A 24,106-nucleotide genomic window follows, 5' to 3' on the forward strand; every position below is an offset into this window, starting at 1 on the left:
CCCCAGGCTCGCCTAAACTTGGAACATGACTGAGGCCCTGATCCACACCACTGCTGAAAACTCCGGAGACACCGCTGCCGCTTCCACGGCGCAGCCGGCAGACTCATCGGCAGTAAAGGTCCCGGTGGAGCCTGCACTGTCCGGCAGTGTTGATGTTGAAGCAGCGGTCCACGCCATCGCGGACCGCTCCCGTCATGCCGCACGGCGTCTGGCCATGGCCAACCGTGCTTGGAAAGACCGCGCCCTTCGTGCGGTGGGGGCTGCACTGCGGGAAAACACTGAGGCCATCCTCGCCGCCAACAGCAAGGATGTCGCTGCAGGCAAGGCTAACGGCACCTCCGCAGCCATGCTGGACCGGCTCACGCTGACTGATGCCCGGATCGGCGGGCTGGTCGCTGCCCTGGAAAACCTGGCAAACCTCCCTGACCCCGTGGGCAACGTGGTCCGCGGCCAGACCCTTCCCAACGGGCTGCGCCTGCGGCAGGTCAACGTACCCATGGGTGTGGTGGCCGCCATTTACGAGGCACGGCCCAACGTCACAGTGGACATCGCAGGGCTCGCCCTCAAGAGCGGCAACGCCGTGATCCTGCGCGGCGGAAGCGCAGCACAGGCAACCAACGAAGTCCTGGTCCGCCTACTGCGCGAGGCATTGGAGTCCGTGGGCCTGCCCGCCGATGGCGTGCAGACTGTTGACCAGTACGGGCGCGCCGGTGCCAACGTCCTCATGCGCGCACGCGGCCGGGTGGATGTACTGATTCCCCGCGGCGGGCGCGACCTCATCCAGACAGTGGTCACTAATTCCGCCGTCCCCGTCATCGAGACGGGAGAGGGGAACGTGCACATCTTCATTGACGAGTCCGCCAGCGAGGACATGGCAGTGGAGATCCTCCTGAACGCCAAGACCCAGCGTCCCAGCGTCTGCAACACTGTGGAGACCCTCCTGGTCCACTCCGGCTCCACGGTGCTGCCCGCCGTCGCCACGGCCCTGAGCAAGGCAGGTGTCCGGCTGCACGCTGACGCACGCATCCGGGCTGCCCTTCCCGCTTCAATCGAGTCCGAACCGGCCACCGACGAGGACTGGGGCACCGAATACATGGACCTCGATCTCGCCGTTGCCATGGTGGACAGCCTGGACGAGGCCGTGCAGCACATCCGGACCTGGACCACGGGGCACACCGAGGCGATCCTCACCAACAACCTGGCCAATGCCGAGCGTTTCATCGCCGAGGTGGATTCAGCTGCAGTAATCGTCAACGCCTCCACCCGGTTCACGGACGGCGGGGAGCTGGGCCTGGGTGCCGAGGTGGGCATCTCCACGCAGAAGCTGCACGCGCGCGGTCCCATGGGCCTGACCGAGCTCACCACCACCAAGTGGATCGTGCAGGGCGAGGGCCAGGTCCGCGGGTAGCTACGCGGTAACATAGACCAGAAGTCAGAATCGGCGGAGCTTTCCGCTGCCACAATCCTTTGAGCATTAGGGGAGAACATGCTGTTCCAGCAAATTGCCGCCACCGTCGCCGAGGGCGGAGAACATGAAGAGCTCGCGCCGTTATGGGCTGAGCCGTGGGTCTTCGGCGTCAGCATTTTCGGCATCCTCGTGGTCATGATGTTCATCACCCTCTCGTACACCAACCTGGGCAACCGCCACGCCGCCACGGAGGAGCACGCGGATCCGCACCGCCAGCACCCGAACAAGCACGATCACGGGCAGGGCCACTAACATTTCCCGCGCTCTGCACCGTAACGGTGCCAATGGCAGGCTGCGGCTGGGCGTGATGGGCGGGACGTTTGATCCCATCCATCACGGCCACCTTGTGGCGGCCAGTGAAGTTGCTGCCGAGTTCGACCTGGACGAGGTGGTCTTTGTCCCCACCGGGCAGCCGTGGCAAAAGTCCCACAAACAGGTCAGTGAACCGGAACACCGTTACCTCATGACAGTGATCGCCACAGCCTCCAACCCGCGGTTTACTGTCAGCAGGGTGGACGTTGACCGACCCGGTCCGACGTATACCATCGACACCCTGCGCGACCTCAGGGCCCAGCGACCGGAGGCCGATCTGTTCTTCATCACTGGAGCAGACGCCCTCGCTCAGATCCTGTCCTGGAAGGACATCGACGAGCTGTGGTCGCTGGCGCATTTCGTCGGCGTCACCAGGCCCGGACACGTCCTGGACGGCATGGGCCGCAAGGACGTCAGCCTGCTGGAGGTGCCGGCCATGGCCATTTCCTCCACGGACTGCCGTTCCCGCGTAGCAGCGAACAACCCTGTGTGGTACCTCGTTCCGGACGGGGTGGTCCAGTACATCGCCAAGTACGGCCTTTACCTTGACGCGCCGGCAGGCGTGAATGCCACTTCCGAAGCAAGCGAACCAGCCAGCACTGAATGAGTTCTCAATGAGTCAGGAACAGCCCCCCATCCGCAGCCGCCGGGAACTCCGGAAGGCCAGGGATGCACAACAGGCATCCGTGTCCACAGGCACGGATCAGGTTTCCCCTGCCACAAAACGGCCTCCGGCAGGCCGGCCTGCCCCCAGTGGTGCGGGTACCAGTGCTGCGGGTTCCCCTGCCCCGGGTTCGGCCCTGGCTTCGGGCACGCCAAATAGCCCTGCCCCGGGAGCACCTTCCCAGGCTGCTGAACAGACGCACACCCAGCGTTCCTCCCAAATCCGTGCCCGTGATCGGGCCGCACTGCGCACTATCAAGGAACTGGAAGAAAAAGAGGGCCAGCTGGCCGCCGGCGGTCCGCCCACGCGGCGCCAACTCCGCCTGCAGCAGCTGAAGGAGCAGGCGCTCACCGCTGCCACCCCTATCGTGGCCCCCTCCGGTCCGGCCGCTCCGGGTGCCAATCGGCCCGGAAGCCCAGCCAGCCAGGTACAAGCCGATGCGGCCCAGGACCCCAAGGTTGCCACCACCCCGGCTCCCAAATCACGGTCATCCACGGCTCCCCAGGGGATGACCGTCGAACAGGCGCTGGCGGCAAGGGCACTGCTCGCCGAGCAGGCCAAGAACCAGATCGCCAAGATGGAGCACATTGCCTCCCTTGATCCGGAAGCAGTGGATCCGGAAATCCTGGCGGAGCAGATTGCGCTGGCCGAACGTGCCGCCGTGATCAACCGGCGCGCCATGGCCCGGCAGAAGCTGGCCGAACAGGCGGGCGTTCCGGTAGGTCAAGAGGCCCTACCCGGCCAGGAACCGGAACCTACCCCGGAATCCGCTCCAGGCAAGAAGCCTGTACCCGGCCAGAAACCTGTACCGGGCAGGAAACCCGCGCCGGGCCAGCAGAAGTCGCCGCAGCAGGGATTAAAGGCGCAGCCTGCTGCAGATCAGCGTCCAGCCCCCTCGGCCGCCAGCAACCTGGCCATGGTCACGCCGCTGGAATTCGTCCAGGTGCCCGGAGTGGACCGGCCGGTAATGAAGCCGCCGGCGACATCCCATGTTCCGGTCACTACCCGCCCCGGCACCAAGGTTCCTCCAGCGGCCGGCACCAAGAAGCGTCGCCCGGCAGGGGGCGGGCGGCCAACTCCCTCCGACAGCGTCACCGGCCGGTCGCAGGTTATCGCCCGTGCAGAAGCCGCTGCCAGGGCGGCCTCCCGCCCAAGGCCCCCAGTGGCGCCGCAGGCGGCGGCCAACACCGGCGTCGAAGACGCCTTCGAAGACCTGCCACGCATCCCGGCCCGGTCCGCCCATGGACTCGATCCCCTCGATGCCGCCACAGCAGGCCTCGCCCGCGCCAACCGCAACCGGATACTCCAGTTCTGCGTCCTGGCGTTCGGGATCCTGGCACTCATCGCGGGCATTGTCCTGATCATCAGCGGCATGTCCCACTGACCGGCCCCGGCCGGCACCCACGCTTTTTAAATCAACAAGGAGTCCCGTGACTGCATCAGAATCATCCATCATCACAGCCCGCGCCGCCGCCAAAGCGGCCGCGGACAAGATTGCACAGGACATCGTGGCCCTGGACGTGAGCGAGCGCCTTGCCCTGGCCGACGTTTTCCTCATTGCTTCAGCGCCCAGCGAGCGGCAGGTCAACGCCATCGTTGACGGCATCGAGGAAGAACTCGCCAAGCAGGACCTGCGTCCAGTACGGCGCGAAGGCCGTTCCGGCGGCCGCTGGGTCCTGCTCGATTACTCGGACATCGTCATCCACGTCCAGCACGAGGAAGACCGCGTCTTCTATGCCCTGGAGCGCCTGTGGAAGGACTGCCCGGTAGTCGACCTGCAGCTGGGCGACGACACCTCTGCGAAGGCCGCCGCTGCCTCTGACGCGGAGTAACAACCCGGGAACCACCCGGAATATGCCCGATTTGGAATTTTCGGAATTGCTGTTCTAAGATATTTGAGTTGCTTCGGGGGAACCCGGGAGAAAAAGCTCGTAGAGCAGCAATAATTCGGGGCTGTGGCGCAGCTGGTAGCGCACCTGCATGGCATGCAGGGGGTCAGGGGTTCGAGTCCCCTCAGCTCCACCAACAATCCGCCGGAATCAAAATGATTCCGGCGGATTTTTTGGTTTTCCCCGTTCCAACCGCGACTCCAAGGCAGCAGGGCGATGCTGGAGACGCGCAGAACTGCACCGATTGGCGCGGCGGCCGAAAGTGCATTAAGCTGATCAGGTTGCTTCGGCGGGACACCGCAAAGCAGCAAAGTCCGGGGCTGTGGCGCAGCTGGTAGCGCACCTGCATGGCATGCAGGGGGTCAGGGGTTCGAGTCCCCTCAGCTCCACCGGTAAAAGGAACCATCCCGGCGGATGGTTCCTTTTTCGTTAACCCGGGAAGTCCCTTCCCTCAGGCCGTCCCGGGCTTGTTCGCAAATCCATGCCTCGAAGGTTCGGATCCGCGAACAAGCCTATGAACGCAGGCTGGGGGGTCGGGACGTAGTCCAGCGGTTGTTACAGCCACTGGGTGCGGCGCAGCGGCGGCGGGTTTCCCCCCGGCCGCTGTACAAGGATCTGGTTCACTCCCGTCAGCCCGTTTTCAAAACCCAGCGCACTGGACGCCATGTACAGCCGCCACACCCGCGCGCGGCCCAGGCTGGTCAGCTCCACCGCCTCGTCCCAGTGTTCCTCCAGCCTGCTGACCCATGCCCGGAGGGTAAGAGCGTAGTGCTGGCGCAGCGCCTCAACGTCCAGGATCTCGAACCCGGCAGATTCCAGGGCCAGGGACGTCTCGCCGAGGCTGATCATCTCGCCGTCGGGGAAAACGTAGCGGGGGATAAAGGAATCCGGGTCGGGATCCGTGGGACCGGCATTCCATGAGATGGCGTGGTTCAGCAACCGGCCGCCCGGGCGCAGGAGCTTGAACAATGCCGCCGTGTACCGGGGCATCTCCGCACGGCCCACGTGCTCGGACATGCCGATGGAACTGATCGCGTCGAAGGGCCCGTCATCAACATCCCGGTAATCCTGCACACGGATATCTACGCTTCCCGTGAGGCCGGCGTCCGCTGCGCGCTTGCGTGCCAGGATGGCCTGCTCATTGGACAGCGTCACACCCACTACAGTGGCGCCATACTTGCCGGCCGCATGCAGGGCGAAACTGCCCCAGCCACAGCCAACGTCCAGCACCCGCATGCCTGCTGTCAGCCCGAGTTTGCGGCACACCAAGTCCAGTTTGGCTTCCTGGGCGGCATCCAAACCGTCGGCAAAGCTCGAACCGGCGGATTCCTGTCCTCCCACAGGCAGCGGCGTGGCATCAGGCCAGACAGCGCACGAGTACACCATGGAAGGGCCCAGCACCAGGGAATAGAAGTCGTTGCCCACGTCATAGTGGTGGGAGATGGCGGCTGAATCACGCCGTCGCGAGTGGATCCGCCCCTTCCTTGCCACCCGCGCCTCTTCGGCCGGGGGAGCAGGGTTGGGGCCAAGCGCACCCAGCCTCACCGCTGTACGGAACAGCGTCCACAGTTCACCCGGGGTGAGCGGCTTGAACGGCCCAGGCTCGGCAAACTTGCCCGCCGAACTCAGCGCCGTGAAGGCGGCGAAGATGTCCCCGGGGGAATCAATGTCACCTGACACGTAGGCGCGGCTGAGGCCCAGTTGGTCCGGGGACCACAGGATGCGCCGCAAAGCCCGGCGGGAGCGGAATTCCAGGACCGGCGCCCCTTCCGGTCCAGCCTCCGAGCCGTCCCAAGCGCGGAGCCGGAGCGGAATTTCCCCGGTGCCCAGCACGATGGCCAGGGCTTTAGCGATCCGGTCTGCATTCCCTCTTCTGGTGGTCATGGCTGTCCTCCCTGTGTCGTTGGGCCAACACTAAAGGAGGGACAGCCCGCGCGACTATCATTGGGTGGGTGAATTCTCCCCGCGCCGACGTTGTTGTGATTGGCGCGGGCCAGGCCGGGCTTTCCGCCGCGTTCCATCTCCAGCGCCGGGGGCTGGACTTTGCAGTCCTCGACGCCGAGGAGGGTCCGGGCGGTGCGTGGCGGCATCGTTGGAAGAGCCTGCGGATGGCAACTGTCAACGGCATCAGTGATCTGCCGGGCATCGCCAAGCCGGCAGTCGACCCCCGGGAACCAAGCTCGGAATTCCTTACGCGCTACTTCCGCGACTATGAGCAGGAGCTGGGACTTCAGGTCCAGCGTCCGGTCAAGGTCAGCTCCGTCAGCCGTGAGGACGACGACCCTGCCGGGAGGCTGCTGGTCAGCACATCCCGCGGGGACTGGAGCGCAGCAGCGCTGATCAACGCCACCGGTACCTGGACCCGGCCCTTCTGGCCTATCTATCCCGGGCAGTCAACGTTCCGGGGCAGGCAACTGCACGTGGCTGATTATGTTTCAGCCGAAGAATTCGTGGGCCAGCACGTCATCGTGGTGGGCGGCGGGATTTCCGCCGTCGGCCTCCTGGACGAGATCTCCCTCGTGACCACCACCAGCTGGTTTACTCGGCGAGAGCCCGTGTGGCGGGACGCTGAGTTCGATGCGAAGGCCGGGCATGACGCCGTCGCCCTGGTGGAGGACCGCGTGCGCCAAGGACTGCCGCCGCAAAGCGTGGTGTCAGTGACAGGCCTGATCTGGACGCCGTCCCTTCGGGCGGCTGCCGCACGGGGCGCGCTCAACCGGCAGCCCATGTTCACCTCTATTGAGCCCGACGGCGTCCGGCTGGCGGATGGGGGCTACGTGGCAGCAGACGTGATTTTGTGGGCCACCGGTTTCCGGGCGGAACTTGAACACCTCGCCCCGCTGCACCTCCGCGGGCCAGGCGGCGGGATCGTTATGGACGGGACCCAGGTGGCGGGAGAGCCGCGCGTCCATCTGGTGGGCTACGGCCCGTCGTCGTCCACCATCGGTGCCAACCGGGCCGGACGCGCCGCAGTATCCGCGATCCTGAAGCTGCCGGGGATCCGCCCCCGGGCAGAGACGGTAAATTGGGGCTGACCGTCTGGAAGCCCGGACGGGTATGGCATACAGGAAAGACGGCAGGAACCCGGTGGCAGCAAAGAGTCTTGACGACGTCCTTCCGAAGCTCCGCCGCAGGCCGGACGTGGAAGCACCCAACCTGCAGGCCTGGGATGCGACCGACCGCCTGCTGCTTGACACGGCAGCCGGGCGGATGCGGCCGGGAACCAGCATGGCGGTGATCGGCGACCGCTACGGCGCCCTGACCCTGGGAGCGCTGGCGGTGCTTGATCCCGGAACCGTGAGCGTGCACCAGGACCTCATCACCAGCGAACAGGCGCTGCGCCTGAACGCTGCCAAGGTGTTCGGTGATGCAGAAGCCGGCTTCACCCAGCGGCCTCTTGGCCCCGAACTGCTTCATGGTGCCGGCATTGTCCTGCTGCAGCTGCCCAAGACCCTTGCCGAGCTGGACCAGATCGCCGAGGCAGTGGCACGCTACGCCGCGCCGGACGTAGTGCTCCTGGCCGGCGGCCGGGTGAAGCACATGTCGCTGGGGATGAATTCGGTCCTGGAACGCCACTTCAGTTCTGTCACGCCGCAACTGGCACGGCAGAAATCGCGCGTCATCCTGGCCAGCGGTCCACAGAGGACGGGGGAGCCGGAGCGCTTCCCGGTCGTCGAACACCTCGCCGAAATAGACCTCGACGTCGCCGCCCACGGCGCAGTCTTCGCCGGCCCAAAGCTGGACATCGGCACCAGGTTCCTGCTGACGTTCCTGCCCTCCATGCGGCCCGCGCGGCACGCCATCGACCTTGGCTGCGGCACCGGCATCCTTGCCGCGATGTATGCCCGGCAGCACCCGGGCTCAATCGTGACCGCCACGGACCAGTCAGCCGCAGCCGTGGCGTCCGCGCTGGCCACGGCCAGCGCGAACGGCCTGGCGGAGCAGGTCCGGGTCCTGCAGGATGATGCGATGGCCACACTGGCCGACGCCAGCGCGGATCTGATCATCCTGAATCCGCCGTTCCACGTCGGTGCCGGCGTCCATGCCGGAGCGGGCCTGAAGCTCATCGAAGCAGCTGGCCGTGTACTGGCCCCGGGCGGTGAGCTCTGGACCGTCTACAACCGCCACTTGGCCTACGTTCCCGCACTCGAGCGCCACATCGGACCCACAGTGGTAAAGGGCCGGAACCCCAAATTCACAGTGGCCCTGAGCACCCGTCGGGGCCCCAGCGACCCTGCCGGAGCCATTGCCGCGGCAGCGGAGCGCCCCGCCCCATAGCCGCTGCGCTTTCCCACACAATGTGCCGCGCCGTCGGCCGTTCCTGTGGGTCTGTGCCGGTGCGTAACGTACGATTCAGACATCACTAACTTTGTGCCGAAGACGAAGGGGACGCCGTGACTGAGATCCGCCAATCCTCACCAAGGCGCGGCACGAACCTGCCCCGGATGGGCGACTTCAACCTCACGGTGATCCTTGACGCCATCCGGAGGTCCTCAGGCGGGCTGAGCAGGGTGGAACTCGCCCAGATCGTGGGACTCTCGCCGCAGACCATCTCGAACATCTCCCGCCGCCTCCTGGACCAGAACCTCATTGTCGAAGCCGGCAAGGAAGGCAGCGGCCCCGGAAAACCCCGCACCATCCTCCGCCTCAACCCCCGCGGGATGTACGCTGTGGGCGTTCACCTGGATCCCGCCGTGACCACCTTCGTGGTCCTGGACCTGGTGGGTGCGGTGGTGCAGCACTCCCGCATCAAGACACCCGGCGGCAACGATCCCTCGGCTGTCATTTCGACCATCGCCGCCGAGATCGCCCAGCTGGTGGAAGACTCCGGCGTGGACCAGGAGAGGATCGCAGGCCTCGGCGTGGCGGCACCGGGCCCCATCGACCTGGACAACGGCACAGTGGTCGACCCGCCGCTCCTTCCCGGCTGGGACCGGGTGGAACTGCGCAACGCCCTGTCCCAGGCCACCGGATACTCCGTCCTGATGGACAAGGACGTCACCAGCGCGGCCGTGGCCGAAACCTGGGCCGGCGGCCCCAGCGGAGCGGGCAGCTTCATTTTTATGTACATGGGCACCGGTATCGGCTGTGGAATCGTGCTCAACGACGAGGTGGTGCGGGGCACGTCCGGCAACGCCGGCGAAATCGGCCATATCGTGGTGGACCCGGACGGCCCGCCGTGCGACTGCGGCCTGCGGGGCTGCGTCAAGTCCTCCTGCATCCCGCAGGTCCTGGTGGCCGAGGCCGAGGCCGCCGGCATCCTGGACGGCTCCCGCTCGGGCAACAGCGGCGCCGAAATCCAGCAGAGCTTCTCTGCGCTGTGCGACCTGGCCGACGAGGGAAATGAACAGGCCATCGCCATCATCGACAAGTCCGCCGTGCTGGTGGCACGGGCAGCCTCCGTGGTGACCAACACGCTGGACGTGGAGCGGGTGGTGTTTGGCGGACCATTCTGGAGCCGCCTGGCCGAACGCTACCTTGAGAAGATACCGGCCCTGCTGGATGCCAACAGTGACACCCGGCTGATCCATCCCATCGAGGTGGTGGGCACCGGGGTGGGCGAAGACGTGGGCGCAATCGGTGCGGCCTCCCTGGTTCTGGAACATACACTGGCGCCGAGGGCCCAAAGACTGCTCCTGGAGAGCTGAGGGGGCTGCCCGCCCTTGTCCCGGGCAGGACTCCCATCTAGCATTTGCGTATTGCCGCGGCTGGGGCCCGCTGACAAAGGGGTCCGCAGCCTTCGATCGAATGGAGCATGATGCGTCGCCCGGCCCTGAAGACCCTGTCCCTCATCGCTTCCGCACTGTTCCTCCTCACCGCGTGTACGCCGGCGGCTCCCGACGACGGCTCCAAGACCCTGAAGGTGGTCTACCAGAAAACCGACTCCTTCACCGCACTGGAGACAATGTTCCAGGCCGCCAAGAAGGAGTTCGAGGCGGCCAACCAGGGAGTCACCGTTGAGCTGCAGCCCATCCAGGGCAACGACGACGATTACGGCACCAAGCTGGCCCTTGCCTTGAGATCGCCGTCCACCGCACCGGACGTCTTCTACGAGGACACGTTCAAGGTCCGCTCCGACGTCGACGCCGGCTACCTCCTGAAGCTGGACAGCCACCTTGATGGCTGGGCGGACTGGGAAAAGTTCGACGACGGCGCCAAGGCAGCAGGGCGCGCGGACGACGGCGGTACGTACGCAGTGCCCCTGGGCACCGATACCCGGGCCATCTGGTACAACAAAAAGGTCTTCGAAGCCGCCGGCATCAGCCTTCCGTGGCAGCCGCGCAACTGGCAGGACATCCTGGATACGGCACGGAAGATCAAAGCGGATGACCCCTCGGTGGTCCCGTTCAACATGTACGCCGGGAAAGGCACCGGCGAAGGCACCGTCATGCAGGGGTTTTATGAACTGCTCTACGGCACCGGCTCCACCCTCTACGACGAGGAGTCCAAAAAATGGGTGGTGGGATCCGCCGGCTTCAAGGATTCGCTGGGCTTCCTCAAGACCCTCTATGACGAAGGGCTCGCAGTGACGCCGGCCGAAGCCCTCGACGCGAACGTCTGGAAAAAGGTGTTCGGCGAATGGTTCCCGGACGGAAAACTGGGCGCCACTGTGGAAGGCTCCTACGCGCCGTCGTTCTGGCAGGACGGCGGCAGCTACGAATGGCCCGGCTACGCACAGGACATGGCGGTTGCCCCGTTCCCCACACAGGACGGCCGCGAGCCGGGTGCCGTGAGCATGTCCGGGGGTTGGACGCTGGCCATCGGAGCAGGGACCAAAGAAGCCGACCTCGCCTTCAAATTCCTGAGCACGGCACTCAACCGGGACAACTCCCTGAAATTCACCCTGGACAGTTCCCAGATCGCGGTCAGGAGCGACGTTGCGGAGGACTCCGGCTACCAGGGGGCCAATCCGTTCGTGAAGGATGTGTCCGGGCTCGTCTCGGTCACCCGCTACCGCCCGGCCACGTCCGACTACCCCCGCATCTCCGCGGCGGTCCAGGAGGCAACGGAGGTTGTGATCACCGGAGCCAAGTCGCCCGACCAGGCGGCGGCAGAGTACGACGCGGCCGTGGCGGACATCGTGGGCGGCGACAAGACCGTCTGGAAGTAGCCGGTGCCGGCCCGAATCGGGGGACGCGGGCTGCTGCGCTACCTGCCCGTCCTGCCTGCCCTGCTGCTTTTGCTGGTGTTCCTGGCCGGTCCGGTGTTCTGGGCTTTCCAGGCGTCCTTTACCAATACCGGGCTGACGGGCAGGAATGCGCGGAACCCCGGCTGGGTGGGGCTGGAGAACTACCAGCGGCTGCTGCTGGACCCCGTGTTTCCCCTCTCGCTGTGGCTGACAGTCCTGTTCGTCGGGGCTTCTGCTGTCCTGGGCCAGAACCTGCTGGGGCTGGCCCTCGCGGTGCTGATGCGGCATGCACGCCGGGCCGTGTCCGCAGCCGTGGGCACTGCGGTAGTAGCTGCGTGGGTGCTGCCCGAGATCGTGGCGGCCTTCGCCGCCTACGCCTACTTCAGCCGGGACGGCACATTGAACCAGTTGCTGGGCGGACTGGGGATGGGACAGCCGGACTGGCTCTATTCATGGCCGATGGCGGCCGTGGTGCTGGCGAATATCTGGCGTGGCACGGCCTTTTCCATGCTGGTGTACCGGGCGGCCCTGAACGACATTCCCACGGAAGTGGCCGAGGCCGCCCAGATGGACGGCGCCGGCGGCTGGAAGCGGCTGGCTTTCATCACGCTGCCCATGATCCGGGGCAGTATCGCCACCAACCTGATGCTGGTCACCTTGCAGACGCTTGCCGTGTTCACCCTGATCTGGGTGATGACCGCCGGTGGGCCGGCCAACGCCAGCACCACCCTCCCGGTCCTGGCCTACCAGGAAGCCTTCAAGTTCGGTGACATCGGGTACGGGACTGCCGTGGCTTCGGTGCTGCTTCTTATCGGTGCGGTGTTCGGTGTCGGCTATATCCGGCTGCTGAGGGAGGGGAAGCGTTGACCGCACCGGCACGGGCGTCCGGAACTGCCCTCGTCGAAAAGGCCCCCCGCCCGCGCAGGCCCGGGAACAGCCGTGTCAGTCCCGCAGATGTGGCCCTGCTGGTCCTCGGCGCCTGTTTTGTGCTGCCGCTGCTGTGGCTGGTCCTGGCTTCCTTCGACGCGGACGCAGGCCACGAGACAAGAGTACCTGCCGCCCTCACCCTGGAGAATTTCGCCGCGGTGATAACGCCGGGGCTGCTGTTGCAGCCGTTGTGGAACAGCCTGCTCCTTTCCGCCGGGACGGCCACGGCCACGCTGGCGGCCGCCGTACTGGCCGCGTATCCACTGTCCCGCTATCGGTCCCGGTTCAACACGCCGTTCATGTACGCGGTGCTGCTCGGGACCTGCCTTCCCATCACGGCCATCATGGTGCCGGTCTACGGACTTTTCGTCCAGCTGGAGCTGCTGGATTCAATGCCGGCCACCATGCTGTTTATGGCCGCCACCGCCCTGCCGATGGCCATCTGGATGACCCGGAACTTCATGGACGCCGTGCCGGTGTCCCTCGAGGAGGCGGCATGGGTGGACGGCGCATCCAGGATGACGGCGCTGCGCACCATTGTCCTGCCGCTGATGCGGCAAGGACTCGCCGTGGTGTTCATTTTTGTGTTCATCCAGGCCTGGGGAAACTTCTTCGTCCCGTTTGTGCTGCTCCTGTCCGAGGCGAAGCAGCCCGCGGCGGTATCCATCTTCAGCTTCTTCGGACAGCACGGGGCAGTTGCCTACGGCCAGCTCGCCGCCTTCTCCATCCTGTACTCGCTGCCGGTGCTGGCCTTGTACGTCGTTGTGGCCAGGGGTGCCGGGAGCTCATTTGCCTTGTCCGGCGCGGTGCGGGGTTAGCCGCCTGCTAGTCGATGTCCTCGACAACCACGCCAAAGGGGATGCTGTCGTCAAGGTGTGCCTGATGGCCGGTTGAGCCTGGGTTGTAGACAACCCGGACTCCGTGGAGCTTGTCCGCGGCTGACTGCTGCAGGACAGGCTTGACAGTGTTGATGAACATCTCGCTTTTGTCGGCGAGAAACTCCTTGTAACTGGCTGGAAGCTCGCTCATGTCAAAAGAATAGACCTGGGGAGCTCCGGTGGGGAGGGGTCCCCATTGCCCGAACCCGCGGATGCGTCTTGGATAGGATGGCGGCGGAGTGCGGTCAGGCCGTGCCGCACGCCCAACACACAGCCATCAGGGGGAATCGCAGTGCTTCAAACCAGCTCTTCGGCAAGAATCGAACCGGCAGAGCTGGCACGGGCGCAACAGGTTGCAGCCAGCATTTCCAGGAGCTTCGACGCCAAGATGGTGGGGCAGTCCCGGCTGCGGGAATCGCTGCTGGTGGGCCTGCTCACCGGCGGCCACATCCTGCTGGAAAGCGTTCCGGGCCTGGCCAAAACCACCGCTGCCCAGACCGTCGCCGAAGCCATCAGCGCGGAGTTCCGGCGGATCCAGTGCACCCCGGACCTGCTGCCCAGTGACATTGTGGGGACCCAGATCTACGACGCCGCCAAGGGCACCTTCGTTACGCAGCTGGGCCCGGTCCACGCCAACATCGTGCTGCTGGACGAGATCAACCGCTCCAGCGCCAAGACCCAAAGCGCCATGCTGGAGGCCATGCAGGAACGCCAGACGTCCATCGGCGGCCAAGAGTACCGGCTGCCGTCCCCGTTCCTGGTCCTGGCCACCCAGAACCCGATAGAGCAGGAAGGCACCTACCAGCTTCCGGAAGCCCAGATGGACCGCTTTATGCTCAAGGACGTCCTGGACTATCCCTCACCGGCGGAGGAAACAGAGATCATCCGCCGCCTCGACGCCGGAGTGTTTACCGATGAGCAGAAGCCGGCGGCCGCGGCGTCCCTTGAGGCAGTGGCGCGGGTCCAGGACGTGGTGAAAAAGATCTATGTTGATCCTGCAGTTGTCAACTACATCGTGGGGTTGGTCTACGTCACCCGGAACGCGCAGCAGTACATTGACCCGCGGCTTGCCGGCTTTATTGAGTTCGGTGCCAGTCCGCGCGCCAGCATCGCCTTCAGCCAGGCGGCCCGCGCCGTGGCGCTCCTCCAGGGCCGCGACCATGTGATCCCGGAAGATGTGAAATCGCTCGCCCACCGCGTCCTGCGGCACCGCCTCATCCTGAATTTTGAGGCAGTGGCTGAGCAGGTGCCGGTGGAAACGGTCATCGACGCCGTGGTCGCCGCCGTCCAGACGCCCTGAGGTCACCATGACCAGCCTCCTTCACCAGGTGAAGTCGAAGATGGCCATCTTTGCGCACCGCAAGGCCCGCGGCATGCTCGACGGCGAATACGGTTCAGTTTTCCGCGGCCGCAGCCTGGACTTCGATGACCTCCGCGCCTATGTCCCGGGAGACGAGGTGCGCGATATCGACTGGAAGGCAACAGCCCGCCACGGCTCCCCACTGATCAGGAGGTACGTGGCCGTCCGGCGGCAGACAGTCCTGCTCATCACCGATACCGGGCGCAACATGGCAGCCGAAGCAGCGGGCGGGGAAACCAAGAAGGACATCGCCATCATGGCGCTGGGGGTTATCGGGTACCTGGCCCACCGTCACGGCGACGTGGTGGGCCTGGTGTGCGGCGACGCCCAGAAGACAACATCCCTGCCGGCCAAAAGCGGCGAGGCGCACCTCGAAAGGCTCCTGCGCCATGTCCAAGCCAACGCCACCATGGATTCTGCTGCCAGCCGGCTTGAGGACCAGCTGGAGCATGTGGCCCGCACCGTCAAGGGCCGGTTCCTGTTGTTCGTTGTGGCGGACGAAATAGCGGGCACCCCGTCGCTGTCAGGGCTGCTCCGCCGGCTCCGGGCGCAGCATGAGATCCTGTGGCTCACGGTCCGTGATGCGGACCTGTCGGCGGAAGCGCCGTGGTACAGCGTGCACAATTCCTCGCCACTGATGGGCCACCTGGCCCGGTCCCCGGTAGTGGCCGCAGCATATGCCCAGGCTGTGACGGACAGGGATTCCGGACGGGCGGACATGCTGCGCCAGGCAGGGATCGCCGGGGGCTCGGTCAGCGGTAGCCCGGAGGTCATCACTGAGCTGTTCGCACTTCTGGAGAGGCACCGCCGTGCAGGCTGATCCTGAATTCCTCGGCCCGCTGCCGTACAGTCCGCTGTGGACGTGGACAGGGCTGGCCCTGCTGCTCCTGCTGGCCGCCTGGTACACCTTTGTTTTCGCCAGTACCCGGCGTCCTGGGCCCAGGACCCGCGCGGGGTCGGGATCGCTCACCGACCTGCCGGCACTCCAATCGGCGTACCTGCAGCGGATTACTGACGTGGAGCGGGAGTCAGCCGCAGGAAACATCAGTGCCCGCGCTGCCCACCAGCAGATCAGCCTCCTGCTGCGCCGCTTCGTCCGCGACGCCACCGGCGTGGACGCGCCGAGAATGACGCACGCCGACCTCGCGAGCCACCCGCTGCCCACGGCCGCGAAGGCCGTCGGCGCGCTGTACCCGGGCGAGTTCGGGCCCGAGCCGCTGCCCGCCGTCGCAAGCTCCGCCGCGACGGCACGCGAGGCGGTGCGCTCGTGGAGCTGATGTTCTGGTGGGTGGTTCCCCTGGGTGCGGCCGTGGCAGGCCTCGCGGCCTGGGCGGCGTGGCGCCCGGGCAGGAACACCAATGCACGACGGCGGCCGGCAGCTCATGCGGACAGGCTCACCCGGCTGCCCGAATACCAGGCCGCGCTACGGCTGCACCGCCGCCGGCTCGTAGCCGCGGCATCTGCCGGCGGCGTCCTGCTGGCGTCAACCCTGCTGGCGGCCGCCCGTCCTGCGAATGTGGACAACGTCCGGCCGGAGCAGCACAACCGCGACATCGTCCTGTGCCTGGACGCTTCCGGATCCATGAGCAGCGCAGACGCGGAGGTGGTGGACGTGTTTGCCCGGCTGGCAGAGGACTTCAAGGGCGAAAGGATAGGCCTCACCATCTTCGACAGCACAGCCATCCAGGTCTTTCCGCTCACCGATGACTATGAGTACGCCAGGGAACAGCTGGCACTGGCCCGTGATGCCTTCAACGGGAAACCCGGCACGTCCGGCTTCCTCGACGGGACCTGGAGCGGCCGCGGTTCATCCCTGATCGGGGATGGCCTCGCCTCATGCATCACCAGCTTTCCATCCTCCCGGGAGCCGGAAGACAGCAGCCAGCAGAACGATGGCCGGCAGAACAACGGTGAGCAGGACGGCCTGCAACCGCGCTCGCGGTCTGTGGTCCTGGCCACGGACAACTTTGTTTCGGGGGATCCCATCATGACGCTCCAGGAAGCTGCCGGAATGGCGAAGGAACGGGACGTGCGTGTATATGCGCTGAACCCGGGGGACTTTGACTACGGTGCCGACGCGGACCAGCCCGGGGCGCAATTGCGTGCGGCCGCCGAGTCCAGTGGGGGAGCCTACTACGCCCTGGACAGTCCGGAAGCAGTGCCCGGCATTGTGCGGGCCGTGCAGGAAACGGAGAAATCCACCCTTCAGGGCGCGCCGCGGGCCGTGGTCACCGACGTGCCCAACCTTCCGTTGGCCGTTGCGCTCCTGGCCGGCCTCGTCCTCGCTGTTGCCTCCTGGCGGCTGCGGCCATGACACTGCAGCCGATCCTGCCGTGGTGGTTCCTGCTGCCCCTCACCGTCGCCGCACTGGTCTTCCTGGGCTGGCGGATTCACGTCGAACGGAGGTACCCCGGCGGCCCTGGACGAATCCGGCGGGCCCTGCTGGTGCTGTTCGTGCTGGCAGCAGCTCTCCGGCCGGGCATCCCTGGCGGCTCCGCCCAGGCCGCTGCAGCGGACCTGAACGTCTTTTTCGCAGTGGACACCACCAGCAGCATGGTGGCCGAGGATTACGGCAAAGCCGCACCGCGCCTCGATGGCGTCCGCCAGGACATCATGGCCATCGCCGGGGAACTGCCGGGTGCCCGTTTTTCCGTCATCACCTTCGACACCGAAGCCCATGTCCGGATGCCCCTGACCACCGACACGTCGGCGCTGGAAACCATTACCGCCATCCTCGAGCCGCAGGTCACGGCCTATGCCAAGGGCAGCAGCATCACGGCGGCACGTGAGGTGCTGGCTGAACGCCTGTCCGCTGCCAGGGACAGCCACTCCGAGCGGCCCCGGCTTGTCTTCTACCTGGGTGACGGCGAGCAAACCAGCGGGAAGGAACCGGAGCCCTTGACCCTGGATGGGGGACTGGTGGCCGGGGGAGCGGTGTTGGGTTACGGGACTTCCGGCGGCGGACGCATGAAGGAGAACACCGGGCTGGAGTCCGACGACGATGCCCCCTATATCCGGGACCATACCGGGGGTGCCGCCAGGGACGCCGTGTCCGTCATTGATGAGGACAGGCTCCGGGAGGTCGCGGCGCGGCTGGGCGTGCCCTATGTGCACCGGTCGGCCGGGGACCCGGTCTCGGCCATGCTGCAGGAGGCGCGCGCCGGCGCCTTGGAACGAACGGAACAAGACGACAGCCCTGGGGGCCGGATTGAGTTCTACTGGCTTTTCGCTGCGAGTGCCTTCGTTGTGGGTTTGGCCGAGCTGGTGGGCATTATCCGGCAACTGCGCGAAGTGCGGCCTGCGGCCAGGCCCCTTCGTGCCGCACACGGCGGCCAGCCAAAGGAGGCGGCACGGTGAGGCGCCGCCTGCTGGTGTGGTCAGCCCTTCCCGCTCTGCTGGTGCTGTTCGTCGCGGCGAAACTTCTCAGCCTCGACCCCCTTGCGGGGCACGCCGCGAAGGCCTTCGAAGCCAAGGACGCGCCCGCCGTCGGAATGGCTGCGGAGGCGCTTGAGGCAGCAAACATCGTGGAGCCGCACAAAGCACTCTTCGCAGCCGGGGACGCCCAGGCGCTCGCCGGAAACTTTGGAGCTGCCCGGCTGCGCTTCGAGGAAGCCCTGGAGCTTGCCCCGGAGGGCTCGCGTGATGCCTGCGTGGTGCGGCTCAACCTTGTCCTCGCCATCGAGCGGCTCGGTGACGAGAAGCTGCGTTTGGAGGATTCTGCGTCCGCCGCAACCCTGTTTACCGAGGCATTGGAAGCCGTCGGCGAGGCCCCGGAGGGCTGCTTCGACGCGGGACCCGCCGCTGATGCCGGCGAGAAACTAAGGGAGGCAGAAGGGCGCCTGAACGGAAAACTCGAGACGGCCAAGGGGTCCGCCGAGGATCAGGAAGGTGGGGCGGAGGAGGGTGGCCCGGACGAGCCGAAGGCCGAGTCACCTGGCCAGGACCAGCTGCAGCAGTTGCAGGAAAGCGCCCGGGAGTCACAACGGGAACGCAACAACGGACAGGAACGGTCGGACTACCTGGAGGACACCGGTCCCGGCGTGGATCGGCCCTGGTGACCGGCGGGGTCTGGTCTATGCAAAAGGGCAGCGGAGCGAAGATTATTCTGTTGCCGGACGAAACAAGGCGTAAGACTGCGTCTTAATTCGGACCCCGACTTGAAAGCTCCTCCGGCCGCCCATAGAGTTCTATACAAGTTACCGCGGTAACGTGTCAGCGATCCTCCATTGCGGAGGGTGTGGGTGCCCCCATGTGGGCCTGACATTTGCTCACGGACAACTTCATTCCAGGCGTAACAGTCGCGGCTGCGTCCTTGTGGAGTTCTTTCGTGTTCCCCAAACTCAAATTCATTGCCGGTCCCAGTCCAAATTCTGACAGGGAACCTCCAATGGCCCAAAGCCAAGGATGCAAATGTCGCCACCAAGCCTTATAGACACACACCCGAATCTCTCCGACGCCGCCCCGGTGGCGCTTTCCTACGAGCTGTTCCCGCCCCGTTCGCCGGCAGCCGCGGAAACGCTCTGGACCACCATCCGGGAACTGGAAACCACCGAGCCTGACTACGTCTCCGTCACGTATGGTGCCAGTGGCTCCAACCGGGACACCGCCGTCGAACTTATCAACCGGCTCCTGCTCGAAACCACCCTCCGGCCGCTGGCCCACCTGACCTGCGTTGGCAACACGCCGCAGGAACTGGCGGGCATCATCGGCGAACTGCTGGACACCGGGGTACGCGGCATCCTGGCGCTGCGCGGCGATCTTCCCAAGGACGGCGGCGAACCTGTCGACGGAGCCCTGCGGTACGCCCAGGACCTGATCGAACTCATCCGCCGCGTAGAGCAGCGCCGTTCGGCACTGCTGTGCGCCGGGAAGATTGCGGTTGGCGTGGCGGCATACCCCACCAGGCACCCGGAATCACCGAGTGAGGAGCACGACGTCGAGGTGCTGCTCGCCAAGCAGCGTTCCGGCGCGGACTTCGCCATCACCCAGGTGTTCTTCCATGCAGAGCAGTACGCCGACCTCCTCACCCGGGCACGCCGTGCCGGGGTCACCATCCCCATCATTCCCGGCGTGATGCCGCTGACCAGCCTCCGCCGCCTCAAGCGGCTGGGTGAACTGGCGGGAGTGGAGCCCGCAGCGGAACTGATGGAACGCCTGGCCGCCGCGGACAACGACATCGAACGCCTCCATATCGGCGTCGATGCCACCGTGGACCTGGCCAACGCTGCCCTGGATGCAGGTGCGCCCGGCATCCACCTCTACACCTTCAATGAGCACCAGAGCGCACTGGAAGTGCTGGACAAGCTGGCACTTCCCCGGCATTCCCGTTCCGGGATCCGGCGGGATGCCCTCGCCCGGCGCCAGCTCGCCAGCTGACAGCTTCCGCGAACCACCCTGCGCTATAGACCCGGCTTCAAAGCCTAAACTTTCAAACCCAGTTCCTACCTGAGGATTTGCCATGCCTGAAAACAACACGCCTTTCCCTTCCGCCTCACTCCTCGGCTACCCCCGCATCGGCCGCCGCCGCGAGCTCAAGAAGGCCGTCGAGGCCTACTGGGCCGGAAAAATCGACGCCGCTGCCCTGGACGCCGCAGCCAAGGACATCCAGCTGGCCATCGCCAAGCGCCTGCAGGAGCTCGGCCTGACCGAAGCCGCCGCCGTCCCCGGAACCTTCTCCTACTACGACCAGGTCCTGGACACCACCGCGCACCTCGGCGCCGTGCCGGCCCGCTTCGGCAACCTCCTCAACGCTGAGGGACAGCTGGACATCGACGGCTACTTCTCCCTGGCCCGCGGCAACAAGGAACAGCAGCCGCTGGAAATGACCAAGTGGTTCGACACCAACTACCACTACCTGGTGCCGGAAATCGGCCCGGAGACCAAGTTCACCCTCGCCTCCACCGCCAAGGTCGACGAGTTCGCTTTCGCCCTGGCCAACGGCATCGAAACCCGCCCCTACATCGTTGGCCCGGTCACCTACCTGCTGCTCTCCAAGGCCTCCGACGATGCCCCCGCCGGCTTCGCCCCGCTGTCCCGCCTCGAGGACATCCTGCCCGTCTACGTCCAGCTGCTCGAGAAGCTCGCAGCAGCCGGCGCCGGCTGGGTCCAGCTTGACGAGCCCGCCCTGGTGGTTGACCAGGACACCCCGGCCGCCGAAATCGAAGCCGCCGTGGGCCGCGCCTACGAGGTCCTCACCGCTGCGGCCAACCGCCCCCAGATCCTCGTGTCCTCCCCCTACGGCTCCCTCGACGGCCAGCTGGACACGCTCGCCGCCACCAACATCGACGCACTGCACATCGACGTCTTCAAGGGCGCAGTCCCCTCCGCCTCCACCCTGGCGGGCCTGGGCAACAAAACCCTGGTTGCCGGCGTCGTGGACGGCCACAACATCTGGCGCAACGACCTCGCCGCATCCGCCGCGAAGCTGGACGCACTGAAGGAAGCCGCCGGTAAGCTGGCCGTCTCCACCTCCACCTCCACCCAGCACGTCCCGCACGACGTTGCCGAGGAAACACAACTGTCCGAGCAGCTCCGCAGCTGGCTCGCCTTCTCCGACCAGAAAGCCGTTGAGGTGAAGACCCTCGCTGCTTACCTGGCCGATCCCGCATCCGCCAAGGCAGCCATCGACGAGGCAACCGCAGTGATCGCCTCCCGCGCCACCGCCGAAGGCGTCCGCCGTTCAGACGTCCGGGCACGCACCGAGGCCCTGACCGCCGCGGACTTCGCCCGCTCCGAGTACGCGGTCCGCGAAGCCGCCCAGGAAGAGGCGCTGCACCTTCCGCCGCTGCCCACCACCACCATCGGTTCCTTCCCGCAGACCTCGGAGATCCGTTCGGCCCGCGCCCGCAACAACAAGGGCGATCTTACTGACGAGCAGTACGAGAAGCTCATGAAGGACGAGATCAAGCGCGTTGTGGACCTGCAGGAAGAGCTGGGCTACGACGTCCTGGTGCATGGCGAGCCCGAGCGCAACGACATGGTGCAGTACTTCGCCGAGAACCTCGAAGGCTTCGACGTCACCGTCCACGGCTGGGTCCAGTCCTACGGTTCGCGCTGCACCCGTCCGTCCATCCTGTGGGGCGACGTGACCCGCAGCGCCCCCATCACGGTGAAGTGGGCCGAGTACGCGCAGTCCCTGACCAGCAAGCCGATGAAGGGCATGCTCACCGGTCCGGTCACCATCCTGGCCTGGTCCTTCGTCCGCGACGACCAGCCGCTGGGCGAGACCGCCAACCAGGTCGGGCTGGCCCTGCGCGACGAGATCGCGGACCTCGAAGCCGCCGGCATCAAGGTCATCCAAGTGGACGAGCCCGCCCTGCGCGAACTCCTCCCGCTGCGCAAGGCAGACCACGCCGACTACCTGAAGTGGTCCGTGGACTCCTTCCGCCTGGCCACCGCCGGTGCGGCCGATGCCACCCAGATCCACACCCACCTCTGCTACTCGGAGTTCGGCGTGATCATCGACGCGATCGACGGCTTGGACGCGGACGTCACGTCAATCGAGGCGGCCCGGTCCCGCATGGAGGTTGTGCACGACCTCGAGTCCCACGGCTTCGGCCGCGGCGTTGGTCCGGGTGTCTATGACATCCACTCGCCGCGCGTTCCGGGCACCGAGGAAGTGACTGAGTTGCTCAGCACCGCCGTGAAGCACGTTCCGTCCCGCCAGCTCTGGGTCAATCCGGACTGCGGCCTGAAGACCCGCGGCTACGTTGAGACCGAGGAGTCCCTTCGGAACCTGGTCGAGGCGACCAGGACGGTCCGCGCCGGGCTGCTGGAAGCGGCGAAGTAAAACAACAGTAAGGGTTTCCACAGGTTCAACCACTGGTGGTTGAACCTGTCGAAACCAAGAACGGTGGTTGAGTGTCTGCTCAACCACCGTTTGCCATTCAGGACTCCCAGACGATCTCGTCGTCCACTACGCCGTCCTCGTCGGCCGAGGCCACCAGCACTTCATCGGTGAAGTGCTCGCCCAGGGTGAAGTCCATCACGAAGTAGCGTTCAGGCTGGCCCGGGTAGATTCCGACGTGGCCGAGCTTCAGTGCTTTGAGGAACACTTCCTTGGTGAGTTGGCTCCGGTGCTGAACACCAAAAACCTTGTGCAGGTGCTCGTCCTTGAGCGCATTGCAGTGGAAGTGAAGATATTCCTGCGGGCTGGTGCCTTCCTGGTCCAGCTCCTCCGCGATCATGTCCCGTACCTCGTCCACCAGTTCGGGCAGGAAACGCAGGCGGTAATCCACCTTGCGCAGCGCCGCCTCGTCGAAGTGGTCGTGCGCGGTGATGTTCAGGTCGATCTCCAGCGGATGGCCCCGCAGCTCATGTTTGGCAGCGATGTTGTGATCGCTGCCGTGATTGAGCTCGATCTCGCCAAAGTGCTGGCTCGCTACCTTGTTCATAGTTTCAACATAGACCCGAACAGCGGTGCATTCCAGCGTTCGGGCCTAATTCACCGCCTTGGGCATCCCGGCGAAGGTCTCGGCCAGTAAGTCGACAAACAGCTGTACCCTGGCGGTTTTCCTGTCGTTGATAAGCAGCGCGAAAACGTTGCGGGCAAGCCGGATCTCCGGGACGTCCAGCACCACTACGCCGGCAGGTTTGTTCCGCAGCGCGAGCTCGGGGACCAAGGCCGCTCCCAGTCCGGCGGCGGCCATCTCCAGGCTGGCGTGGAAGTCATCACTGTGGGCCACCACCCTGGGGTGCAGGTTGCAGCCGGCGAAGAGCCGTTCGATCACCATGGCGTCGGCTGTGCCGGGGTGGTGCATGATCCAGGGCATCTCGGACAGGTGGTCCGCCGCCACTTTCGCATCGGCGCGGAAGCCCCAACCGGCGGGCAGCACCACCCGGAAGTCATCGTCGCCGATCCATTGCCTGTTAATGGTGTTGGGCCAGGCGAAGCCGGTCTGGCCCACCTGGAAAACCACTGCCAGGTCCAGGTCGCCGCCGGTGCGCAGCCCCTGGATGGTCTGGCCGGGCTCAGCGACGGAGACCTTGAGGTCGATGCCCAGGTTCTTCCACGTTGGATTCTTCAGGATCCGTGGCAGGACAAAGGTAGCCAGGCTGGGAAAGATTCCGAGGCGCAGTTCCTGGTGCGCCGAATCCTGGGTTTTGGAGGCGGCGGCCATCAGGGCCTCGATGTCCGTGAGCACCTTGGCGGCGTGCCGGGTCATCACGACGGCGGCTTCCGTGGGCACCACGCTGCGTGCCGAGCGCTGGAAAAGGACCACGCCGGTGTCCCGTTCCAGCGCGGACATCTGCTGTGAAACCGCGGAGGCGGTGTAGCCAAGCGTTGACGCGGCGGCCGCGAACGAGCCCAGCCGCGTGACCTCCAGGAGGGTCTTCAGGTGTACCGGATTTACCACCAGCCCACAGTACTCTGCCGCCTCCTGCTGAAGAAGCTGAAGCACACACCCATCCGGCGGCCCGGGCGCTGCGAATTTCCCTCTGTATACCCATCACTGGCAAATGTTCAGCAGAGGAGCATC

General features: G+C 65.8%; 23 protein-coding genes and 2 tRNA genes. 21 read left to right on the forward strand and 4 right to left on the reverse strand.

From position 1 onward, the window contains the following. Positions 1-25: 25 nt before the first annotated feature. The 7 genes from QF038_RS08275 (at position 26) to QF038_RS08305 (ending at position 4,722) form a co-directional block, all read left to right on the forward strand. A complete protein-coding gene (locus QF038_RS08275; protein ID WP_307609697.1) occupies positions 26-1,408 on the forward strand; it encodes a glutamate-5-semialdehyde dehydrogenase in 1,383 nt (460 codons plus the stop codon). 78 nt (positions 1,409-1,486) lie between these two features. Next, positions 1,487-1,720, forward strand: coding sequence for a hypothetical protein (locus tag QF038_RS08280; RefSeq protein ID WP_307609698.1), 234 nt, complete (start codon positions 1,487-1,489; stop codon positions 1,718-1,720). A 40-nt stretch (positions 1,721-1,760) separates the two neighbouring features. After that, positions 1,761-2,387: a nicotinate-nucleotide adenylyltransferase gene (nadD, locus tag QF038_RS08285; RefSeq protein ID WP_285250723.1), complete on the forward strand. Its 627-nt coding sequence runs from the start codon at positions 1,761-1,763 to the stop codon at positions 2,385-2,387. A 7-nt stretch (positions 2,388-2,394) separates the two neighbouring features. After that, a complete protein-coding gene (locus QF038_RS08290) occupies positions 2,395-3,828 on the forward strand; it encodes a hypothetical protein (RefSeq protein WP_307609699.1) in 1,434 nt (477 codons plus the stop codon). Between the two features lie 46 nt (positions 3,829-3,874). Next, on the forward strand, positions 3,875-4,276 hold the full coding sequence (gene rsfS / locus QF038_RS08295) for a ribosome silencing factor (RefSeq protein ID WP_050054813.1): 402 nt from the start codon (positions 3,875-3,877) through the stop codon (positions 4,274-4,276). Between the two features lie 117 nt (positions 4,277-4,393). Next, positions 4,394-4,469, forward strand: a tRNA-Ala gene (locus QF038_RS08300). Between the two features lie 180 nt (positions 4,470-4,649). Beyond that, positions 4,650-4,722: transfer RNA gene (locus tag QF038_RS08305), tRNA-Ala, on the forward strand. Positions 4,723-4,888: 166 nt separating this feature from the next. Here QF038_RS08305 and QF038_RS08310 read toward each other — a convergent pair. Beyond that, positions 4,889-6,217 carry a class I SAM-dependent methyltransferase gene (locus QF038_RS08310; RefSeq protein ID WP_307609700.1) on the reverse strand — a complete coding sequence of 443 codons (1,329 nt, stop codon included), beginning with the start codon at positions 6,215-6,217 and terminating at the stop codon, positions 4,889-4,891. 68 nt (positions 6,218-6,285) lie between these two features. Between QF038_RS08310 and QF038_RS08315 the strand changes: the two genes are divergently transcribed. The 6 genes from QF038_RS08315 (at position 6,286) to QF038_RS08340 (ending at position 13,207) form a co-directional block, all read left to right on the forward strand. Next, positions 6,286-7,368, forward strand: a complete 1,083-nt coding sequence (locus tag QF038_RS08315; RefSeq protein ID WP_307609701.1) for an FAD-dependent oxidoreductase — start codon at positions 6,286-6,288, stop codon at positions 7,366-7,368. A 52-nt stretch (positions 7,369-7,420) separates the two neighbouring features. Then, complete coding sequence (locus QF038_RS08320) at positions 7,421-8,611, forward strand: methyltransferase (RefSeq protein ID WP_307609702.1); 1,191 nt, start codon at positions 7,421-7,423, stop codon at positions 8,609-8,611. 167 nt (positions 8,612-8,778) lie between these two features. Next, a complete protein-coding gene (locus QF038_RS08325; protein ID WP_307613433.1) occupies positions 8,779-9,981 on the forward strand; it encodes an ROK family transcriptional regulator in 1,203 nt (400 codons plus the stop codon). A 110-nt stretch (positions 9,982-10,091) separates the two neighbouring features. After that, positions 10,092-11,444 (forward strand): extracellular solute-binding protein, encoded by a 1,353-nt coding sequence (locus QF038_RS08330; protein ID WP_373461631.1) that lies wholly within the window; start codon positions 10,092-10,094, stop codon positions 11,442-11,444. 3 nt (positions 11,445-11,447) lie between these two features. Then, positions 11,448-12,329, forward strand: coding sequence for a carbohydrate ABC transporter permease (locus QF038_RS08335; protein WP_307609704.1), 882 nt, complete (start codon positions 11,448-11,450; stop codon positions 12,327-12,329). Beyond that, positions 12,326-13,207: a carbohydrate ABC transporter permease gene (locus QF038_RS08340; protein ID WP_373461539.1), complete on the forward strand. Its 882-nt coding sequence runs from the start codon at positions 12,326-12,328 to the stop codon at positions 13,205-13,207. Before QF038_RS08335 ends, QF038_RS08340 begins: the two co-directional genes overlap by 4 nt. A 7-nt stretch (positions 13,208-13,214) precedes the next feature. On the opposite strand, the gene QF038_RS08345 is transcribed toward QF038_RS08340, so the two are convergent. After that, complete coding sequence (locus QF038_RS08345; RefSeq protein WP_307609705.1) at positions 13,215-13,418, reverse strand: hypothetical protein; 204 nt, start codon at positions 13,416-13,418, stop codon at positions 13,215-13,217. A gap of 141 nt (positions 13,419-13,559) precedes the next feature. Between QF038_RS08345 and QF038_RS08350 the strand changes: the two genes are divergently transcribed. The 8 genes from QF038_RS08350 (at position 13,560) to metE (ending at position 22,416) form a co-directional block, all read left to right on the forward strand. After that, positions 13,560-14,567, forward strand: coding sequence for a MoxR family ATPase (locus QF038_RS08350; protein ID WP_307609706.1), 1,008 nt, complete (start codon positions 13,560-13,562; stop codon positions 14,565-14,567). Positions 14,568-14,574: 7 nt separating this feature from the next. After that, the gene (locus tag QF038_RS08355) at positions 14,575-15,447 is read left to right on the forward strand and encodes a DUF58 domain-containing protein (RefSeq protein WP_307609707.1); all 873 of its coding nucleotides are present in this window, start codon (positions 14,575-14,577) and stop codon (positions 15,445-15,447) included. Further along, positions 15,437-15,904, forward strand: a complete 468-nt coding sequence (locus QF038_RS08360) for a hypothetical protein (RefSeq protein WP_307609708.1) — start codon at positions 15,437-15,439, stop codon at positions 15,902-15,904. Before QF038_RS08355 ends, QF038_RS08360 begins: the two co-directional genes overlap by 11 nt. Continuing rightward, the gene (locus QF038_RS08365; protein WP_373461540.1) at positions 15,895-16,941 is read left to right on the forward strand and encodes a hypothetical protein; all 1,047 of its coding nucleotides are present in this window, start codon (positions 15,895-15,897) and stop codon (positions 16,939-16,941) included. Before QF038_RS08360 ends, QF038_RS08365 begins: the two co-directional genes overlap by 10 nt. Continuing rightward, entirely contained in the window at positions 16,938-17,984 is a 1,047-nt protein-coding gene (locus QF038_RS08370; RefSeq protein ID WP_307609709.1) for a vWA domain-containing protein, read from the forward strand. Before QF038_RS08365 ends, QF038_RS08370 begins: the two co-directional genes overlap by 4 nt. After that, positions 17,981-18,685: a hypothetical protein gene (locus QF038_RS08375; protein ID WP_307609710.1), complete on the forward strand. Its 705-nt coding sequence runs from the start codon at positions 17,981-17,983 to the stop codon at positions 18,683-18,685. Before QF038_RS08370 ends, QF038_RS08375 begins: the two co-directional genes overlap by 4 nt. Before the next feature lie 352 nt (positions 18,686-19,037). After that, complete coding sequence (locus tag QF038_RS08380) at positions 19,038-20,003, forward strand: methylenetetrahydrofolate reductase (protein WP_307609711.1); 966 nt, start codon at positions 19,038-19,040, stop codon at positions 20,001-20,003. A gap of 82 nt (positions 20,004-20,085) precedes the next feature. Continuing rightward, positions 20,086-22,416, forward strand: coding sequence for a 5-methyltetrahydropteroyltriglutamate--homocysteine S-methyltransferase (gene metE, locus QF038_RS08385; protein WP_307609712.1), 2,331 nt, complete (start codon positions 20,086-20,088; stop codon positions 22,414-22,416). 97 nt (positions 22,417-22,513) lie between these two features. Here metE and QF038_RS08390 read toward each other — a convergent pair whose 3' ends face one another. After that, on the reverse strand, positions 22,514-23,020 hold the full coding sequence (locus tag QF038_RS08390; protein ID WP_307609713.1) for a DUF2004 domain-containing protein: 507 nt from the start codon (positions 23,018-23,020) through the stop codon (positions 22,514-22,516). A 45-nt stretch (positions 23,021-23,065) separates the two neighbouring features. Further along, positions 23,066-23,983, reverse strand: a complete 918-nt coding sequence (locus QF038_RS08395) for a LysR family transcriptional regulator (RefSeq protein ID WP_307609714.1) — start codon at positions 23,981-23,983, stop codon at positions 23,066-23,068. Positions 23,984-24,106: the final 123 nt, after the last annotated feature.

Source organism: Pseudarthrobacter sp. W1I19, assembly GCF_030817835.1.
GTDB lineage: Bacteria > Actinomycetota > Actinomycetes > Actinomycetales > Micrococcaceae > Arthrobacter.